This window comes from Marivita sp. GX14005 (assembly GCF_023370775.1).
Taxonomy (GTDB): domain Bacteria; phylum Pseudomonadota; class Alphaproteobacteria; order Rhodobacterales; family Rhodobacteraceae; genus Marivita.
In genome coordinates this window covers 162,207-180,260 of record NZ_JAMCCQ010000001.1, presented here as the reverse complement: position 1 = coordinate 180,260, position 18,054 = coordinate 162,207, and the positions used below count along the sequence as shown (strand labels likewise).

The window sequence follows — 18,054 nt, the reverse complement described above, 5'->3', positions numbered from 1 at the left end:
GTCGGATGCGCCTTGAGCGCGCGCATCTTCGTTTTCCGGCCCGGCCCGGACCTTCCGTATCACCCTCCGATCCGCTGCCCCGTTGCGGTATCGAAGAGGTGGCATATCTCGGGCGGCACCCGGATCGATACCGGATCGCCGATTTCTGCGCGGAACGACTTGTCTGCCTTGACCGCGACCAGTGACGGCCCGATCCGCACGGCGATCATCGTCGCATCGCCAAGCAGTTCGAGCGTGTAGATCGGCGCGGTGATCTGGCCGCGCCCATCCTCGGCCAGCGCCGCATCCTCGGCACGGAAGCCGAGCGTGACCTTGCCGTCCTGGCCGGAAAGTCCGGGTATCGAGGTGCGTACGGTCTCGAACGTGCCGCCGCGAAGATCGCCATCGATCAGGTTCATCGCCGGGTTGCCGATGAAGCTGGCGACAAAGGCGTTCGCCGGCCGGTCATAGATTTCTGTCGGGCTGCCGACCTGCTGGACGACCCCTTTTTCCATGACGACGACACGGTCCGCGAGCGTCATCGCCTCGATCTGATCATGGGTGACGTAGATCGTCGTCACGGCAAGCTCATGGCTGAGATTCTTGATCTGCGCCCGCGTGCTGACGCGCAGTTTCGCATCGAGATTGGACAGCGGCTCGTCCATCAGAAACACGTTCGGCTCGCGCACGATGGCGCGCGCGAGCGCAACACGCTGGCGCTGGCCGCCGGAAAGCTCGGCCGGCTTGCGGTGCAGGAATTCGTCGAGTTCCACCATCGCGCTGGCGCGGCGGACCTTTTCGTCATGCGTCGCACCGTCCACGCCGCGCACGCGCAGCGGAAAGCGGATGTTTTCATAGACATTCATGTTCGGATAGAGCGCGTAGGACTGGAACACCATCGCGACGTCCCGGTCCTTGGGATCGAGATCGTTGATGACACGTCCATCGATCGTGATCTCACCTTCGGAGACATCTTCGAGGCCGGCGATCATGCGCATGGTCGTCGTCTTGCCGCAGCCCGATGGCCCAAGTAGAACCAGGAATTCCTTGTCGGCAATCGTCAGGTCGAAATTATCGACCCCGACAAACGATCCCCATCGTTTGTTCACCCCACGGAGCTGGATTTCGGCCATCGATTTCCCCGCTGACATGCCGCCGATGCGGCCATTCTTGATCAGCAAGCCATAGCCTCCCGCGTTTGGCAAGCGTTCATTGCAAACGTGTGCAAAAAATATGCGCCACCTGCGCATGTTTCTTTTCGGCTGGATTTCCGGCAGCGCTCTGGAGATTTGCCCGCCGGGAACGTAGCGTCATAGCGTCCTGCCCTTGCGTCGGGCTATGACGCGGGCGTGATATTTCGTCTAAGCTGCCGGGCGAGGGGTAACGACAGAGCCCATGAGCGGGCGAACAGGGAGGGGACGGACATGACCTTTGCGAGCTTTGCGGATCGCGATGCCATCGAAAACGAAATGCCTTGGAGCGAGCGCGAGCTGCCGAAGACGCTCTATGCGCAGCTGAGCAAGACGGCGGCGGCTTTCCCGGATCGTCCGGCGGTAAGCTATCAGCTTTTCTCGGGGCCGAAGGACAAGGCCGAAACGCTGTCCTGGTCGGATTTGCTGGCAAAGACGACACAGGCGGCGAACCTGTTTCGAAAGCTGAAGATCAACGAAACGGATGTGGTGGCCTATGTGCTACCCAATGCGACCGAGACGATCCTGTCGCTTCTCGGCGGGGCCGTGGCCGGCATCGTCAACCCGATCAACCCGCTTCTGGAGCCCGAACAGATCGCGGCGATCCTGCGCGAAACGGGCGCCAAGGTCGTGGTGACGCTCAAGCCGTTCCCGAAATCGGATGTAGCGCAGAAGGTTGCGGAAGCCTGCCGTCATGCGCCGAAGGTGCATACCGTTTTGGAGGTTGATCTCAACCGGTATCTCACGCCGCCGAAATCCTGGATCGTGCCGTTCCTGCGGCCAAAGGGGGCGGGACAGCCGCATGCGGACATACTCGATTTCAACGCCGAACTCGCACGCCAGAACACGACGCTCGATTTTTCCGACAGCGACGGAAACCGGGTGGCGGCCTATTTCCACACGGGCGGGACCACGGGGATGCCCAAGGTCGCGCAGCATACATATGAGGGGATGATCTATAACGGCTGGATCGGGCACGAGCTGCTCTTTACCGAGAAAGACAGCCTGATGTGCCCGCTGCCGCTTTTCCATGTCTTTGCCTGCCATGTGGTTCTGATGGCCTCGGTCGTGTCGGGGGCGCATACTGTCTTCCCGACGCCGCAGGGCTATCGCGGGGAGGGGGTGTTCGACAATTTCTGGAAGCTGTGCGAGCGCTGGAAGACCACTTTCATTATCACCGTGCCGACCGCCATGTCGGCACTGATGCAGCGTCCGGTCGATGCCGATCTGTCCACCATCAAGACAGCGTTCTCAGGCTCCGCACCGTTGCCGCTGGAGCTGTTCAACAGGTTCGAGAAAGCCTGCGGCGTGCGCGTTGTCGAAGGGTATGGGTTGACGGAGGCGACCTGCCTTGTGTCCTGCAATCCGCCCGAAGGGGTCAAGAAGGTGGGATCGGTCGGTATCCCCTTCCCCTATACCCATGTGAAAATCCTGTCGATGAAGAACGGCACCCGCGAGGAATGTGCCGTCAACGAGATCGGGGAGATCTGCATCTCGAGCCCCGGTGTCTTCGCCGGATCGACCTATACTGAAAAGGACAAGAACCACGATCTGTTTCACGAGGGCATCTATCTGCGGACCGGCGATCTGGGCCGGATCGACGAGGATGGCTATCTCTGGATCACCGGGCGGGCGAAGGATCTGATCATCCGGGGCGGGCACAATATCGATCCTGCCGAGATAGAAGAAGCGCTGCTCGGCCATCCCGCGATCGCCTTCGCCGGCGCGATCGGCCAGCCCGATGCGCATTCGGGTGAATTACCCTGCGCCTATGTCGAAACCGTCGACGGCGCGGAGGTGAGCGAGGCGGAGCTCATGGAACATTGCAAGGTGCATGTGCATGAGCGCGCGGCGATCCCGAAACATATCGAGATCCTGGATGAACTGCCGAAAACCGCGGTGGGAAAGGTCTTCAAGCCCGATCTGCGCAAACGGGCGATCACGCGTATCTACAACGGCGCGCTCGAGGCCGAAAACCTGCCGGCGCGTGTCGTGTCCGTGATCGATGACAAGACGCGCGGATTGGTTGCGCAGGTCGATCTGAATGGCGCGGACAAGGACAAGGTCGGGCAGGTTCTGGGGAACTTCACCTATGCCTGGGATGTCGCGGCCTAGCGCTTTGGGGGATCGGATCGGCGTTGCCGATCCGACCGGCGCGCGCCTCGGGCGCGCGCTTTCGAGTATTTGAAACGAGAAGAAGGTAAGAGGTCGGCGCGATATGCTGGATGCGGACGAGGCAGAGCGGTTGTTCACGAGATCTGACGGGCAGTATTTCTTTGCTCGTTGGGGGCGGCCCATCGCACCCATCGTGTTCGGCGTCGAGGATGCGACGCTTTCGATTGTCAAGGGCGCGTTCGAAGCGGTTTGCACGGTGGCCGGTCATTCGATGAGCGAGACCGATCCGGAGCTTGGCAGCAACGCCATGGTCTTCTTCTTTCGGGAATGGGACGAGCTGCTTGCCGTTCCTGATCTGGACCGTTTGATCGACGGTCTGGAGACGATGGTCGCGCGATTGTCGGCGGCGGGGGCCAATCAATACCGGGTGTTCCGCTTCGACGAGCACGGCGCGATCAAAGCCTGTTTCATTTTCCTGCGCATGGACGAGGCGCTTTCGGATATGCCAGCGGAAACGCTGGCGCTGGGGCAGGTGGTGCAGAGCATCGTGCTATGGTCGGACACCGCCTTCGCGCACCGGTCGCCGCTGGGGCAGTTGGAGGACGGGCGTGTCGTGCTGCGCCCTGAGATCGCCGAAGTGATCCGGGCCGCTTACGATCCGGTGATGCCGGCGCAGGCGGACGATCCGAGCCATGCGCTGCGTCTTGCCGCGCGAGCCGCGATGGGCGGGGAGGCCTAGCGCATGTCTCACAGCTTTTCGATCCGCGTCTATTATGAAGACACCGATATGGGCGGCATCGTCTATTACGCTAATTACCTGCGCTATATCGAGCGGGCGCGGTCCGACTGGGTGCGCGCGCTCGGGATCGATCAGAACGCGATGCGCGAGCAGGACGGCACGGTGTTCGTCGTGCGCAAGCTGGAGGCCGAATATCTGGCGCCGGCGAAATTCGACGATGAGCTTGTGGTGCGGACATCTGTGGCGGCGGTGACGGGCGCCCGGCTGGTTCTGGCGCAGGATGTCTGCCGGGATGGCGCGCCGATCTTCCGCGCGCGTGTCACGGTCGTTTGCGTGGCGGAGGGCGGCGCACCCGCGCGGCTTCCGGCGAAGATCCGCCAGCAGGTTCACTGAAAGCGCCGCGTTCGACGCGGCTCTGACGGCATTGTGTTGGCGTTGCCGCCGGGATTGCGTTATGAAGATCGGTAATCAGAACCCGGTCAATCGGGGCCAACCGGCTAAAGAGCAGGCAGATGGAAGCAGAAACACTTGCGCTGGCGCAGGAGATCGATTTCTCCATGTGGGGACTTTTCGCGCGCGCCACGTTGACGGTCAAGCTCGTGATGGTGCTGCTTTTGCTGGCATCCTTCTGGGCTTGGGCGATCATCATCGAGAAACTCATTTCCTACCGCCGCGCGCGGTCCGAGGCGGCGGCGTTCGACCGCGCGTTCTGGTCGGGCGAGCCGCTGGACGAGCTTTTCGACCAGATCGGGCCGGAACCGGGCGGCCGGGCGAAGAAGGTCTTTGCTGCGGGGATGACGGAATGGCGGCGCTCTCATCGCGATGATGGCGGGCTGATCGCGGGCGCGCATGCACGGATCGACCGGTCGATGGATGTCGCAATCCAGAAGGAAGGCGAGGATTTGCAGAAGAACCTTGCGGTTCTGGCGACAGTCGGATCGGTCGCGCCGTTCGTCGGGCTCTTCGGCACGGTCTGGGGCATCATGCACGCTTTCGTCGAGATCGCGCAGCAGCAGAACACGTCGCTCGTGGTGGTCGCGCCCGGCATCGCCGAGGCGCTTCTGGCGACCGCGCTCGGCCTGCTTGCTGCAATCCCGGCGGTGGTGTTCTACAACAAGCTATCCGCCGACAGCGACCGAATTCTGGCGGGATACGAATCCTTCGCCGATGAATTCTCGACCATCCTAAGCCGCCAGTTGGACAGCTGAGCGATGGCGGGCGGGGTCATCAAATCCGGCGGCGGCGGGCGCAGGCGGCGCAAGAGCCGGACGATGCCGATGGCGGAGATCAACGTCACGCCCTTCGTCGACGTGATGATGGTGCTGCTGATCATCTTCATGGTGGCCGCGCCGCTACTGACGGTTGGAGTTCCGGTGGAGCTGCCGAAAACCGCCGCGTCGGCCTTGCCGTCGGAGACCGAGGAGCCGCTGACGGTGACGATCAGCGCCGATGGTGCGGTTGCGATCCAGAACACCGAAGTGGCGCAGGCCGATCTGGTGCCGCGCCTGCGGGCGATCGCTGCCGAACGTGCGGATGACCGGGTTTTCCTGCGCGCCGATGGCGGTGTGACTTATGAGCGGGTGGCGCAGGTCATGGGTGCGCTCAATGCGGGCGGGTTCAACTCGATCGGTCTGGTCACGGATACCGGCGGCCCGGCGCTTGACGGGTCGGATGGCTGAGGCAAGGGGTGCATACGGGCCATTATATCTCGGGCGGGGCGCATGGGGCCTTGATCCTTTGGCTGCTGCTTGGCGGTGTGTTCGACAGCGCGCCGCCCGAAATGCAGGTGGCTGATGTGTCGATCCTGTCGGAGGCCGAGTTTGCCGCGCTGACGCAGCCGCGCGCCGCGCCGGTGCTGGGCGCCGAGCCCGAGGTCTTGCCTGAGCCGGAGCCGGAAGAGGCTGCCCCCGAGGCGCCCGCCGAAGAGAGCCAGCCGCAAACGCCGCCCGAGCCGGAAGAGCCGGCGGCATCGGAGCCCGATGCGACGCCGGAGCCGATTGCGCCGGTTGCCGAGCCCGAAGTGGCCGAAACGCCTCCGCAGCCGCCCGCACCGGAGCCCGTGCCGCAGGTCGAGGCGCCGGAGATCGCGGCGCGTCCGACGCCCCGCCCGGCGCCGCGGGTCGCGCCGCAGGCGGTGCCCGAACCCGAGCCGGAAGCCGAGATCGCGCCCGAGGTTCAGGAAACGGTCGAGCGGTCGGAGACGCCGGACAGCACGGCGGACGAGGAGCAGGAGGCGACGGCCCCCGAAGCCGCCGCGACCGAGATCGTGACCGAAGCCGAAGAGCCGGCGCGCGCGCCGGCCGCATCGGTGCGCCCCCGCACCCGGCCGATTAGGCCCGCGCCAAGCGAAGTGGCCGAGCAGGAGGCTTCGCCCGCGTCCGAGCCGGCACCCGCGCCGGAGCGCCCGCCGGTGCAAAGCAGCGATACCGCGTCGGCCATCGCAGGCGCTCTGGAAGAGGCGCTTGGCGGTGCGGCGAATGGCGCGCCCGAAGGACCCCCCTTGACCGACGGTGAGACGAACGGCTTTCGTATCGCCGTTCAGGAATGCTGGCAGGTGGATGTTGGCTCGCAGGCGGCGAATGTGACGGTAACCGTCGGGTTCGATCTGGATCGATCCGGGCGCGTGACGGGGGCGTTGAAGATGCTGGCCTCGGAAGGCGGGAGCGGCGCTGCGGCCGAGGCCGCCTTCCAGTCGGCCCGCCGCGCTATACTGCGGTGCCAGGGCAACGGCTATGACCTGCCGAAAGACAAGTATGACCACTGGAAGAGTGTCGAGATGACTTTCAACCCCGAAAACATGAGGATCCGATGAAACAGATTGTCGCTGCACTGGCCGCGCTGCTTCTGTTCTGCGCCGCGCCGGGTATCGCGCTGGCACAGAGCGGCCCGCTCAGGATCGAGATCACCGAGGGCGTTGTCGAGCCGATGCCTTATGCGGTGCCGGATTTCGTGGCCGAAACGGCCGAAGCGCAGCAACTCGGGCAACAAATCTCGCGGGTCATCGCCGACGATCTGAGCGGCACGGGTTTGTTCCGCGAGGTCCCGCGCGAGGCGCATATCAGCCAGGTCACCAGTTTCGGAAGCCCGATCCAGTTTGCCGACTGGAAGGCGATCAACGCGCAGGCGCTCATCACCGGCGCGGTCAGCGTGTCGGGCGGGCAGGTCACCGTCAAGTTCCGCGTCTGGGACGTGTTCGCCGGAACCGAGCTGGGGCAGGGCATGCAATTCGCGGGCACGACCGAAGGGTGGCGGCGCATGGCGCACAAGGTCGCCGATCAGGTCTACAGCCGGATCACCGGGGAGTCGGGCTATTTCGACAGCCGCGTGGTGTTCGTTTCCGAAAGCGGGCCGAAGGACAACCGCGTCAAGCGCCTCGCGGTGATGGATTACGACGGCGCGAATGTGCAGTTTCTCACCGGAAGCAATTCTCTGGTGCTGGCCCCACGCTTTTCCGATGACGGGCAGCGCGTGCTTTATACCAGCTATGAGACCGGCATGCCCCGCGTGCATGTGCTCGAGGTCGGCACGGTGCAAAGCCGTATCCTGCAGGGTCAGGACGGCGTGATGAGCTTTGCCCCCCGTTTCGCGCCGGATGGTCAGACTGTGGTCTACTCGCTGACGCAGGGGTCGAACACCGATATCTGGGCGATGGACATCGCCAGCGGAACCACCCGGCAGCTGACCTCCGCGCCGTCGATCGAAACCGCGCCCAGCTATTCGCCCGATGGCAGCCAGATCGTCTTCGAGAGCGATCGCTCCGGCACGCAGCAGCTTTACGTCATGCCCGCCAGCGGCGGCGAGGCGCGCCGGATCAGTTTCGGCGAAGGGCGTTACTCCGCGCCTGTATGGTCGCCGCGCGGCGACATGATCGCCTTCACCAAGCAGAACGCTGGCCGGTTCTTCATCGGTGTGATGCGCACGGACGGCTCCGAAGAGCGTCTGTTGACCGCGTCCTTTCTCGACGAGGGGCCGACCTGGGCACCCAATGGCCGCGTCATCATGTTCGCGCGCGAGACGCAAGGCGCACAGGGCGCGTCCTCGCTCTACACGGTCGATATTTCGGGCCGCAAGCTGACCCGCGTGCGCACGCCCGAAGGCGCCTCCGATCCCAGTTGGGGGCCTCTGCAATGATCCGCGCAGCGTCTTGCGAAACGCGCGCCTGTGCCGCAAGATATTTGCGCACCGGCCGCGCTGTGCTAGGCAAACGGTAACATCAGAACAGGGCAGGATACTCAAATGCGATTTTCCGCGAAATTCACGATGCTGATGGCCGTTCTGGCCGTTTCGGCGTGCACCAATGCCAACCGGTTCGACAATGACGCAGTCGATCTGAACGCAGCGACCGGATCGGCCGGCGGGATCGTGCCGGGCAGCGCGAATGATCCCAGCTCGCCGGCCTATTTCCAGCAAACGGTCGGTGACCGCGTGCTCTTCGCCATCGATCAATCCACGCTCAGTCCCGAAGCGCGTGCCACGCTCGACGGCCAGGTGCAGTGGCTCTTGCGCAACACCGACTATAACGCAGTGATCGAAGGCCACGCGGATGAGCAGGGCACCCGTGCCTATAACCTCGCGCTCGGCGCACGCCGGGCCAATGCGGTGATGGAATATCTCGTTGCGCAGGGTGTTTCGGCCAACCGGCTGCGTTTCGTCAGCTATGGCAAGGAACGCCCGATCGAGATTTGCTCGCAAGAGGCGTGCTATGCCAAAAACCGCCGCGCCGTGACGATCATCTCTTCCGGCTTGACAAGCTGACGGGGCGGATGATGCGGTTTGCGGCCCTGATCCTGACCGGCGCTCTCGGCCTTGGCCCTGTGGCGACAGCATCGGCGGAGACACTGGCGGATATCCGGCAGGATCTGTCGGTGCTGCATGTCGAGATCCAGAGACTCAAGCGCGAGCTCAGCACGACAGGGCCAAGCTCGGTCCAACTGCCGCCCGGCGCGCTCGACCGGCTCAACGCCGTCGAATCCGAGTTGCAGCGCGTGACCGCGAAAGCCGAAGAGCTCGAGTTCCGGGTTTCGCGCGTGGCCGAGGACGGCGCGCGGCGGATCGGCGATCTGGAGTTCCGCCTGTGCGAGCTGGAGCCGGGCTGCGATATCGCGAGCGTCGGCAAGGTGCCCAATCTCGGCGGCGAGCCCGACGCGGCGACCCCGGCTGCGCCGCAACCTTCCCAGCAACCCGCGACCGGCGAGATGGCGGTCGGCGAAGAAACGGATTTCCGGCGAGCCGAGGAGGCGCTCGCCAATGGTGACTTTCAATCCGCCGCGAACCAGTTTGCGACCTTTCGCCAGACCTATCCCGGTGGCCCGCTAGAGGCCGACGCGCTTGTCATGGAAGGCCGGGCGCTGGAGGGGATGGGCGATCTGCGCGAGGCCGCGCGCCGCTATCTCGACGCCTATGCCGGCTACCCAGACGACAGCGCCGGCCCCGAAGCGCTCTGGCGTCTCGGCGCCGCTTTGGGCGAGCTTGGCAATCAGGCGGAGGCCTGCGTGACCCTGTCGGAAGTCGCGGACCGCTATCCGGGCAGCCCCGCGATCGCGGAGGCCGAGGCCGCAAAGGCGCGGTTCAACTGCCCGTGATCGAGCCGCCGCTGGCGCGGCGTTTCGCCGAAGAGATGGGGCAGCTTCTCGGGCCGGATTTTCCCGGCGATATCGGCCTTGCCGTTTCCGGCGGCGGCGACAGCATGGCCATGCTCTATCTCGCGCACAACTGGACGCGCGACTATGGCGTAAGGCTCTGGATCGTCACGGTCGATCACGGTCTGCGCGCCGAAAGCGCGGCAGAGGCCGATATGGTTGCGCAGGAGGCGGGCCTGCTCGGTTGGCCGCATGCCACGCTGCGCTGGGCCTGGGATGGAGCGGGGAACCTTCAGAACGCCGCGCGCGAGGCGCGTCTTACCCTGATCGACGCCTGGCGCGGACATCTGCGGCATGTCCTTTTTGCGCATACACAGGACGATCAGGCCGAAACCGTCCTGATGCGCCTGGCGCGCGGATCGGGTGTGGACGGGCTCGCCGGAATGCGCGGGCGGCGCATTGCGGTGCCGCATCCGCTGGGCGCGGCGGCGCTGCCGGACAGCGCATGGCATGGCACCTTGCCGCCGCGGGGTGACGCAGCGCCGGGGTTCGAGCTGCTGCGTCCCTGCCTCGGCATGAGCCGGCAAGAGCTGCGCCATTACGCGCGCGTTCTCAAGGGGCGATGGGTCGAAGATACGTCGAACGACGATCCGGCCTATGATCGTGTCCGTGTTCGCAAAATCTTAGGACTCTTGCGCGAGGAAGGGGTGACGACAGAAGCGCTTGCCGAAACGGCGGCGCGAATGGCACGTGCGCGGGACGGGCTGAACGCCCGTCTGGCGGATGCGGTGAAGGAGGTATGCAAAAGCGCACCCACAGGCCAGGTGCGCATCGACCGCGACGGCTTCGCCGCGCTTGACCGCGAAACGCAGCTTCGTTTGCTGACGGCGGCATTGCGCTATGCCGCCTCTGAGGAGCACCGGCCGCGCTCGGCAGCCAGCGAAGGTTTGCTCGAAAGCGCGCTCTCCGGTGGCGGCGGCACGCTGCATGGGGCGGAATTGTCGGTCGAAAAGGCGCATCTGCGCATCTTTCGCGAGCCGGCAGCGGCCTCGGACCGGAAGGTGCCGCTTGGGGCGCTTTGGGACGGGCAATGGGTATTGAAAGGAGACGGAACATGCGACGCGGACGGAGTGACCGTCGGTGCGTTGGGGCAGGGCGGATGGGAGCAGATCACGCAGCGCGGCGATCTGCCGGTTCCGCATCGCGCCGCGCGCGGCCTGCCTGCGGCGTGGCGGGGCGAGCGTCTGCTCTCAGTGCCGGCGCTTGGCATCGGAACGGGGCTGACCGCACGGCGATATGTGCTTGGGCGGCCCGACACCGGTTTCGAGGCATTTTGTCTTTCGCATTGAACCCCGGCAGCGCATCTCTATGTTATACTCCAAGAGACGCGGGCCCGATTGCCTCCGTCGAATTCAGGAGAAATTTTCTTGGGTAATGCACGAAACATCGCCTTTTGGGTCGTTCTGTTCCTGCTCATTCTGGCGCTTTTCAACATCTTCTCGGGCGGCGGAAACACGCTCCAAAGCCGCGAAATCAGCTATTCGGATTTCGTTGCCGCCGTTGAGGATGACACCGTCAGTTCCGTCACGCTCGATGGCGAACAGGTCCGCTTCCGCAGCACGGACGGGCAGGATTACGTCGCGATCAAGCCCGAAGACGCAACAGTCACCGAGCTTCTGATCGAACAGGGCATTCCGATCCGCGCCGAACAACAGCAACAATCGGGCTTCCAGTCCTTCCTGCTCAGCCTGTTGCCGTTCCTTCTGCTGATCGGGGTGTGGATCTATTTCATGAACCGCATGCAGGGCGGCGGGCGCGGCGGGGCCATGGGGTTCGGCAAGTCCAAGGCCAAGCTGCTTACGGAAAAGCATGGCCGCGTCACCTTCGACGATGTCGCTGGTATCGACGAGGCCAAGGAAGAGCTCGAAGAGATCGTCGAGTTCCTGCGCAATCCGCAGCGCTTCTCGCGCCTTGGCGGCAAGATTCCGAAGGGCGCGCTGCTCGTCGGCCCGCCGGGGACCGGTAAGACGCTGCTGGCGCGCGCCATCGCGGGCGAGGCAGGTGTGCCGTTCTTCACCATTTCCGGCTCGGATTTCGTGGAGATGTTCGTCGGCGTCGGTGCGTCGCGGGTGCGCGACATGTTCGAGCAGGCCAAGAAGAATGCGCCCTGTATCGTGTTCATCGACGAGATCGACGCGGTGGGCCGTGCGCGCGGTGCCGGTTATGGCGGCGGCAACGACGAGAGGGAACAGACTCTCAATCAGCTTCTGGTCGAGATGGACGGTTTCGAGGCCAATGAGGGCGTCATCATCGTCGCCGCGACCAACCGCCGCGACGTGCTCGATCCGGCGCTGTTGCGGCCGGGCCGGTTCGACCGTCAGGTCACCGTGCCCAATCCCGACATCAAGGGCCGGGAAAAGATTCTCGGCGTGCATGCCCGCAAGACGCCGCTGGGTCCGGATGTGGATCTGCGCATCATCGCGCGCGGCACGCCCGGTTTCTCGGGCGCCGATCTGGCGAACCTGGTGAACGAGGCGGCGCTGATGGCCGCGCGCGTCGGGCGACGCTTCGTCACAATGGAAGATTTCGAGAACGCCAAGGATAAGGTCATGATGGGCGCAGAGCGCCGTTCGATGGTGCTCACGCCGGAACAGAAGGAAAAGACCGCCTATCACGAGGCCGGTCATGCCATCGTCGGGCTGACGCTGCCGCAATGCGATCCCGTCTACAAGGCCACGATCATCCCGCGCGGCGGCGCGCTTGGCATGGTGGTCTCGCTGCCCGAGATCGACCGGCTGAACTGGCACAAGTCAGAATGCGAGGAAAAACTCGCCATGACGATGGCCGGGAAAGCGGCCGAGATCATCAAATACGGTGAGGAGAATGTCTCCAATGGCCCGGCGGGCGATATCCAGCAGGCCAGCGCGCTGGCCCGTGCGATGGTGCTGCAATGGGGCATGTCCGAAAAGGTCGGCAATATCGATTATCGCGAGGCGGCCGAGGGCTATAGCGGCAACACCGCCGGCTTCTCCGTTTCCGCCAATACCAAGGAAATGATCGAGCAGGAGGTCAAACGGTTCATCGCGGAAGCCTATGACCGTGCCTATGCGATCCTCATGGACAAGCGCGAGGAATGGGAACGTCTGGCGCAAGGCCTTCTTGAATACGAGACCCTGACCGGCGATGAGATCAAACGCGTTATCCGGGGCGAGCCGCCGCATTCGGGCGATGACGACAGCTCGGATGACGCCAGCGATACGCCAAGCGTGACAGCCATTCCCAAGACGAAGCCGAAGTCCCGCCCCCAATCGGGTGACAAGCCGCCGGAGCCGGAACCGGTATCCTGAACCGAATATCTTCCGAGAAACCCCGGCAGCCAGACAGGCGCCGGGGTTTTTCCATGGCCGCGCCGCCGCAGTCTTGCGGGGAAGTGTCGGTTTCGCCGCGTCTTTTACCCTGTGCGCGGCGCTATGGATCTTGTAGATCATGTGCCAAACGGGGAGCCCTTCCATGAGCTACAAGTCGGATATCGAAATCGCGCGCGAGGCGAAGAAGCGCCCGATCCAGGAAATCGGCGAGAAGATCGGTATCGGCCCCGACGATCTGCTGCCCTACGGGCATGACAAGGCCAAAGTCAGTCAGAGCTTCATCGATTCCGTTCAGGATCGGCCCGATGGCAAGCTGATTCTGGTGACCGCGATCAATCCGACCCCGGCGGGAGAGGGCAAGACGACAACGACCGTGGGGCTCGGTGACGGGCTGAACCGGATCGGCAAACGTGCGGTGATCTGTATCCGCGAAGCGTCGCTCGGCCCGAATTTCGGCATGAAGGGCGGAGCGGCCGGGGGAGGGCATGCGCAGGTCGTGCCGATGGAGGATATGAACCTTCATTTCACCGGAGATTTCCACGCGATCACCAGTGCCCATTCCTTGCTCAGCGCGATGCTGGACAACCATATCTATTGGGGCAATGAGCAGGAAATCGACATTCGCCGCGTTCAATGGAAACGCGTTGTCGATATGAACGATCGCGCCTTGCGCCAGGTGAATGTGTCGCTTGGCGGAGTGGCGAACGGGTTTCCCCGCGAGGGCGGTTTCGATATCACCGTTGCTTCCGAAGTCATGGCGATCCTGTGTCTTGCCAGGGATCTAAAGGACCTCGAACAGCGGCTCGGCGATATGATCGTTGCCTACCGTCGCGATCGCAGCCCGGTTTTCTGCCGCGATATCAAGGCCGAAGGCGCGATGACAGTGCTGCTCAAGGATGCGATGCAGCCCAATCTCGTGCAGACACTGGAGAACAACGCGGCTTTCGTGCATGGCGGCCCGTTCGCGAATATCGCGCATGGCTGCAATTCGGTGATCGCGACGACCACCGCCCTGAAGCTGGCCGATTACGTCGTGACCGAAGCGGGCTTCGGGGCCGATCTGGGCGCCGAGAAATTCATGAACATCAAATGCCGAAAGGCCGGCATCGCGCCATCGGTGGTGGTTTGCGTGGCCACGGTGCGGGCGATGAAGATGAATGGCGGCGTCGCCAAGGCCGATCTGGGGAATGAGAATGTCGAGGCCGTCAAGGCCGGCTGCCCGAACCTTGGCCGGCATATCGAGAACCTCAAGAGTTTCGGGGTTCCCGTCGTGGTGGCGATCAATCATTTCGTCACGGATACCGATGCCGAGGTCGCGGCGATCAGCGCGTATGTCGCGGAACACGGCGCCGAGGCGATCGTCAGCCGGCACTGGGAGCTTGGTTCGGAAGGCTCCGCCGATCTCGCGCGGAAGGTCGCGGAAATCGCCGACAAGGACAGTGCGCATTTCGCGCCGATCTATCCCGATGAGATGCCGCTTGCCGAGAAGATCCAGACCATCGCGAAGCGAATATACCGCGCCGACGAGGCGTTGATGGACAAGAAGATCCGCGATCAGCTCAAGCTTTGGGAAGATCAGGGCTATGGCAAGCTGCCGGTCTGTATGGCCAAGACGCAATATTCGTTCAGCACCGATCCCAACCTCCGCGGTGCGCCGGTGAACCATTCGGTTCCGGTGCGCGAAGTGCGGCTTTCGGCCGGAGCGGGATTCATCGTCGTTGTCTGCGGCGAGATCATGACGATGCCCGGCCTGCCTCGCGTGCCCGCGGCGGAGACCATTCGTCTGAACGACGACGGCCAGATCGAGGGGCTGTTCTGACGGAATGACGGTGCGGCGCTCGGGCTTTGCCCGTCGCCCCGCCCGCCATCCCGCCGGTTTGAGTATTTTCGAAGAGAAGAAGGACGCGACATGGCTGCTGAAATCATCGATGGGAAAGCCCTTGCGGCCGATTTGCGGGGCAAGGTCGCCGATCATGTCGCCAGATTGAAGGCGGAGCATGATCTGGTTCCGGGGCTGGCCGTCGTCTTGGTGGGAGAGGACCCTGCCAGCCAGGTTTATGTGCGTTCGAAAGGGAAGATGACCTTAGAGGTGGGGATGGCATCTTTCGAACATCGGCTGGGGGCCGATACCGAGGAAGGCGAGTTGCTGTCTCTGATTGCCCGACTCAACACTGATCCGAAGGTGCACGGGATTCTGGTGCAGCTGCCATTGCCCGATCACATAAACGAGGAACTGGTGATTAATGCCATCGATCCGTCCAAGGATGTCGATGGTTTTCACATCTTGAATGTCGGGTTGCTGGGCACGGGGCAGAAATCCATGGTTCCCTGCACGCCGCTGGGCTGTTTGATGATGCTCAGACAGTATCACGGGAGCTTGTCGGGCCTCGATGCGGTGGTAATCGGTCGCAGCAACATCGTCGGCAAACCGATGGCGCAGCTTTTGTTGGGTGACAGTTGCACGGTCACCATTGCGCATAGTCGCACCAGGGATCTGCCTGGCATCGTGCGGCGGGCGGATATCGTCGTAGCGGCGGTAGGGCGTCCGGAAATGGTGACGGGCGACTGGATCAAGCCCGGCGCGACGGTGATCGATGTGGGCATCAACCGCGTCGATGCTCCTGAACGCGGAGAGGGCAAGACCAGATTGGTAGGAGACTGCGAGTTCGACAGCTGCGCCGCAGTCGCCGGTGCGATCACGCCGGTTCCGGGCGGGGTCGGGCCGATGACGATTGCATGTCTTCTGGCCAATACCGTCACGGCCTGTTGCCGGGCGCATGGAATCGATGAACCGGACGGCCTGACGGCCTGATCTGCATGAACGGCTCGCTTAGATTTCGGTTGGTATCATGGTTCCGATGAGGGTCGCGATATGTGTCTCTGCGCCATCGGAGCGCGCGAAAACATCCGCCGCTGTCACGATCAGCCGTCGGCCCGGTTTGATGACGCGGCCGCGGGCGATCAGCAGATCGCCTTTGGCCGGCGCGAGGAGATTGATCTTCATCTCCGCCGTCAGGACCTCCTGATCGGCACGCAATATGGAAAGCGCGGCGTATCCGGCCGCACTGTCGCCGATGGAAAACGTCAGCCCGGCATGTCCAAAGCCCTGTTGTTGAAGCGTTTCGGGAAGGATCGGCGCGGTGATGGCGGCGCGGCCATTCTCGGCCGCGGTCAATTGCGCGCCCAGCGTGCGCATCATCGATTGGCGATCGAAACTGGATTGGATGCGGGGATCGACGCTCATGCGGCAACGCCCGGCAGCGGCAGCCTTGCCGGCCTCTGCCCGGTGAGGATCGCCTCAGCACCGGCCGGAAACAGTCGAGTGATCGCCGGATCGGTGCAGGCCAGACCGCCGGTGAAGGCACCATAGGCTGGCAGGAGGAGCCGGGTTTGATCGAAAAGGAAACAGGGGCGGGTCAGGCGCCGCCCACGCAGATCGACGGTGATTTTCGGATGGTAATGACCCGATACTTCCCCGCGCGTGTGCGACGCTGCTGCGATATGGCTGAAATGCAGCGGCCCGAGCGACACCCCGCTCATATGCGCACCGCCGAGGGATACCGGCCCGGGATCGTGATTTCCTTCGATCCATATCCATTCGCGTCCGGCTTGCAGGGCGACGAGCGAAAGCCGGTCGGCGTCGGGTAGCGTATGCTGCATGGGGGCGGCGTCGAAACTGTCGCCGAGGCAGATCACGCGTTTGGCGCCCGTGCTGGCGAGGTCGGACGCGAGCCGCGCAACCGTTTCCCGCGTTTCGTAGGGAGGCAGTTGGGCGCCGCCGAAACGGGCGACACGCGCCGATTTGCCGAAATGCAGGTCCGACACGACGAGCAGGCTTTCGGACGGCCAGAAGAGTGCGCCCTTACCGAGCGCTAGCAACGTTTCGCCGCAAAACTGGAATTCGAGACAGTTCATGATTTGTTCATGGCTTGCCTCTAGCATGATGGCAAGGGGCAAATGCTCCGGTTCATAGCATAGCGGGCACGACCTGATCGGGAGGTCGGTGCCCATCGGCGAAAGTTTTGACATTGATGATCACTTTTTCACCCATCTCGATACGCCCTTCATGCGTGGCCGATCCCATATGCGGAAGCATGACGACGTTCGGCATGTCGCGCAATTCCGGTGCGCCGCGATGGCCGTGTTCGTAGACATCCAGCCCCGCGCCCGCGAGATCGCCGGATTTCAGCATCCGGGTAAGCGCGTTTTCGTCGATCACCTCGCCGCGCGAGGTGTTCACGATCACCGCGCTCGGTTTGAGCAGTTTCAGCCGGCGCGCGTTGAGAAGATGGAAGGTCGATGGCGTGTGGGGGCAGTTGATCGACAAGATATCCATGCGCGCGACCATCTGGTCGAGGCTTTCCCAATAGGTCGCTTCCAACGCGTTTTCGACCTCGGGGCGAAGCCGGCGGCGGTTATGGTAGTGGATCTGCATACCGAAGGCGCGTGCGCGGCGCGCCACCGCCTGACCGATCCGCCCCATGCCGAGGATGCCGAGCCGCTTGCCGCCCAGGCGGGCGCCGAGAAAGGCGGTCGGCGCCCAGCCGTCCCATTCGCCCTTCTGCATGACGCTCAGGCCTTCCTGAATTCGCCGGGTCACGCCGAGCATCAGGGCCAGGACCATGTCGGCGGTATCTTCGGTGACCACACCCGGCGTGTTCGACACGAGGATGCCCCGGCTGCGGGCGGTATCCACATCGATATGATCGACACCGGCGCCGAAATTCGCGATGAGGCGGAGGCGCTCGCCTGCCTGGCCGATAAGTCCGGCATCGATCCTGTCGGTCAGGGTCGGAATGAGGACATCGGCGGTCTTGACGGCTTCGATCAGTTCCGCTTGCGTCATCGGTGCGTCGGTTTCGCGCAGGCGCACGTCGAAAAGCTCTTTCAGGCGCGTCTCGACCGCGTCAGGCAAGCGTCGCGTGACAACAACACTCAGGCTTTTGGATGACATGCGTTTGCTCCTGCCGCTTTTCCGGGTATTTACGTTTTGGCACAGTGTCTCAAAGGCGTGGCAGGCACAAGAACCTGCCGGGAAAAACAGAAAACACCAATCATGTCGAGGCTCATTCCATGAACTGGCG

Annotated in this window: 17 protein-coding genes; 13 read left to right on the top strand and 4 right to left on the bottom strand. The window is 63.5% G+C overall.

The window, feature by feature from the left end; all coding sequences use genetic code 11:
• Window positions 1–59: 59 nt before the first annotated feature.
• Window positions 60–1,112, bottom strand: coding sequence for an ABC transporter ATP-binding protein (locus M3465_RS00940; RefSeq protein WP_249500833.1), 1,053 nt, complete (start codon window positions 1,110–1,112; stop codon window positions 60–62).
• A 291-nt stretch (window positions 1,113–1,403) separates the two neighbouring features.
• On the opposite strand from M3465_RS00940, the gene M3465_RS00935 reads away from it, so the two are divergent.
• The 13 genes from M3465_RS00935 (at window position 1,404) to folD (ending at window position 15,782) form a co-directional block, all read left to right on the top strand.
• Window positions 1,404–3,284 (top strand): acyl-CoA synthetase, encoded by a 1,881-nt coding sequence (locus M3465_RS00935; RefSeq protein ID WP_249499828.1) that lies wholly within the window; start codon window positions 1,404–1,406, stop codon window positions 3,282–3,284.
• Between the two features lie 103 nt (window positions 3,285–3,387).
• Window positions 3,388–4,023, top strand: a complete 636-nt coding sequence (locus tag M3465_RS00930; RefSeq protein WP_249499827.1) for a hypothetical protein — start codon at window positions 3,388–3,390, stop codon at window positions 4,021–4,023.
• 3 nt (window positions 4,024–4,026) lie between these two features.
• Window positions 4,027–4,416, top strand: coding sequence for a tol-pal system-associated acyl-CoA thioesterase (ybgC, locus tag M3465_RS00925; protein ID WP_249499826.1), 390 nt, complete (start codon window positions 4,027–4,029; stop codon window positions 4,414–4,416).
• A gap of 119 nt (window positions 4,417–4,535) precedes the next feature.
• On the top strand, window positions 4,536–5,231 hold the full coding sequence (gene tolQ / locus M3465_RS00920; protein WP_249499825.1) for a protein TolQ: 696 nt from the start codon (window positions 4,536–4,538) through the stop codon (window positions 5,229–5,231).
• Between the two features lie 3 nt (window positions 5,232–5,234).
• Window positions 5,235–5,702 (top strand): protein TolR, encoded by a 468-nt coding sequence (gene tolR, locus M3465_RS00915; protein ID WP_249499824.1) that lies wholly within the window; start codon window positions 5,235–5,237, stop codon window positions 5,700–5,702.
• A gap of 50 nt (window positions 5,703–5,752) precedes the next feature.
• Window positions 5,753–6,835, top strand: a complete 1,083-nt coding sequence (gene tolA, locus M3465_RS00910) for a cell envelope integrity protein TolA (RefSeq protein WP_249499823.1) — start codon at window positions 5,753–5,755, stop codon at window positions 6,833–6,835.
• Entirely contained in the window at window positions 6,832–8,154 is a 1,323-nt protein-coding gene (gene tolB / locus M3465_RS00905; protein ID WP_249499822.1) for a Tol-Pal system beta propeller repeat protein TolB, read from the top strand. Before tolA ends, tolB begins: the two co-directional genes overlap by 4 nt.
• A 105-nt stretch (window positions 8,155–8,259) precedes the next feature.
• On the top strand, window positions 8,260–8,778 hold the full coding sequence (pal, locus tag M3465_RS00900; RefSeq protein WP_249499821.1) for a peptidoglycan-associated lipoprotein Pal: 519 nt from the start codon (window positions 8,260–8,262) through the stop codon (window positions 8,776–8,778).
• 11 nt (window positions 8,779–8,789) lie between these two features.
• A complete protein-coding gene (gene ybgF, locus M3465_RS00895) occupies window positions 8,790–9,605 on the top strand; it encodes a tol-pal system protein YbgF (protein WP_502846091.1) in 816 nt (271 codons plus the stop codon).
• The gene (gene tilS / locus M3465_RS00890; protein ID WP_249499819.1) at window positions 9,602–10,951 is read left to right on the top strand and encodes a tRNA lysidine(34) synthetase TilS; all 1,350 of its coding nucleotides are present in this window, start codon (window positions 9,602–9,604) and stop codon (window positions 10,949–10,951) included. Before ybgF ends, tilS begins: the two co-directional genes overlap by 4 nt.
• A 78-nt stretch (window positions 10,952–11,029) precedes the next feature.
• On the top strand, window positions 11,030–12,949 hold the full coding sequence (ftsH, locus tag M3465_RS00885; protein ID WP_249499818.1) for an ATP-dependent zinc metalloprotease FtsH: 1,920 nt from the start codon (window positions 11,030–11,032) through the stop codon (window positions 12,947–12,949).
• A gap of 163 nt (window positions 12,950–13,112) precedes the next feature.
• The gene (locus M3465_RS00880; RefSeq protein WP_249499817.1) at window positions 13,113–14,789 is read left to right on the top strand and encodes a formate--tetrahydrofolate ligase; all 1,677 of its coding nucleotides are present in this window, start codon (window positions 13,113–13,115) and stop codon (window positions 14,787–14,789) included.
• A 90-nt stretch (window positions 14,790–14,879) separates the two neighbouring features.
• Entirely contained in the window at window positions 14,880–15,782 is a 903-nt protein-coding gene (folD, locus tag M3465_RS00875; RefSeq protein ID WP_249499816.1) for a bifunctional methylenetetrahydrofolate dehydrogenase/methenyltetrahydrofolate cyclohydrolase FolD, read from the top strand.
• Window positions 15,783–15,800: 18 nt separating this feature from the next.
• Here the strand turns inward: folD and M3465_RS00870 are convergent, their stop codons facing one another.
• The 3 genes from M3465_RS00870 to M3465_RS00860 are packed head-to-tail and all read right to left on the bottom strand — an operon-like array spanning window position 15,801 to window position 17,924.
• Window positions 15,801–16,214 (bottom strand): PaaI family thioesterase, encoded by a 414-nt coding sequence (locus tag M3465_RS00870; RefSeq protein WP_249499815.1) that lies wholly within the window; start codon window positions 16,212–16,214, stop codon window positions 15,801–15,803.
• Window positions 16,211–16,885, bottom strand: coding sequence for a ligase-associated DNA damage response endonuclease PdeM (pdeM, locus tag M3465_RS00865; protein ID WP_249499814.1), 675 nt, complete (start codon window positions 16,883–16,885; stop codon window positions 16,211–16,213). Before pdeM ends, M3465_RS00870 begins: the two co-directional genes overlap by 4 nt.
• A gap of 52 nt (window positions 16,886–16,937) precedes the next feature.
• Window positions 16,938–17,924 carry a 2-hydroxyacid dehydrogenase gene (locus M3465_RS00860; protein WP_249499813.1) on the bottom strand — a complete coding sequence of 329 codons (987 nt, stop codon included), beginning with the start codon at window positions 17,922–17,924 and terminating at the stop codon, window positions 16,938–16,940.
• Window positions 17,925–18,054: the final 130 nt, after the last annotated feature.

Bases quoted from the DNA above. Each gene is read 5' to 3' on its own strand.
- pdeM (WP_249499814.1), bottom strand. From the start codon at position 16,885: ATGAACTGTCTCGAATTCCAGTTTTGCGGCGAAACGTTGCTAGCGCTC.
- M3465_RS00940 (WP_249500833.1), bottom strand. From the start codon at position 1,112: ATGGCCGAAATCCAGCTCCGTGGGGTGAACAAACGATGGGGATCGTTT.
- M3465_RS00870 (WP_249499815.1), bottom strand. From the start codon at position 16,214: ATGAGCGTCGATCCCCGCATCCAATCCAGTTTCGATCGCCAATCGATG.
- tolQ (WP_249499825.1), top strand. From the start codon at position 4,536: ATGGAAGCAGAAACACTTGCGCTGGCGCAGGAGATCGATTTCTCCATG.
- folD (WP_249499816.1), top strand. From the start codon at position 14,880: ATGGCTGCTGAAATCATCGATGGGAAAGCCCTTGCGGCCGATTTGCGG.
- tolR (WP_249499824.1), top strand. From the start codon at position 5,235: ATGGCGGGCGGGGTCATCAAATCCGGCGGCGGCGGGCGCAGGCGGCGC.
- M3465_RS00935 (WP_249499828.1), top strand. From the start codon at position 1,404: ATGACCTTTGCGAGCTTTGCGGATCGCGATGCCATCGAAAACGAAATG.
- M3465_RS00930 (WP_249499827.1), top strand. From the start codon at position 3,388: ATGCTGGATGCGGACGAGGCAGAGCGGTTGTTCACGAGATCTGACGGG.
- pal (WP_249499821.1), top strand. From the start codon at position 8,260: ATGCGATTTTCCGCGAAATTCACGATGCTGATGGCCGTTCTGGCCGTT.
- ybgF (WP_502846091.1), top strand. From the start codon at position 8,790: ATGCGGTTTGCGGCCCTGATCCTGACCGGCGCTCTCGGCCTTGGCCCT.
- ybgC (WP_249499826.1), top strand. From the start codon at position 4,027: ATGTCTCACAGCTTTTCGATCCGCGTCTATTATGAAGACACCGATATG.
- tolB (WP_249499822.1), top strand. From the start codon at position 6,832: ATGAAACAGATTGTCGCTGCACTGGCCGCGCTGCTTCTGTTCTGCGCC.
- M3465_RS00860 (WP_249499813.1), bottom strand. From the start codon at position 17,924: ATGTCATCCAAAAGCCTGAGTGTTGTTGTCACGCGACGCTTGCCTGAC.
- M3465_RS00880 (WP_249499817.1), top strand. From the start codon at position 13,113: ATGAGCTACAAGTCGGATATCGAAATCGCGCGCGAGGCGAAGAAGCGC.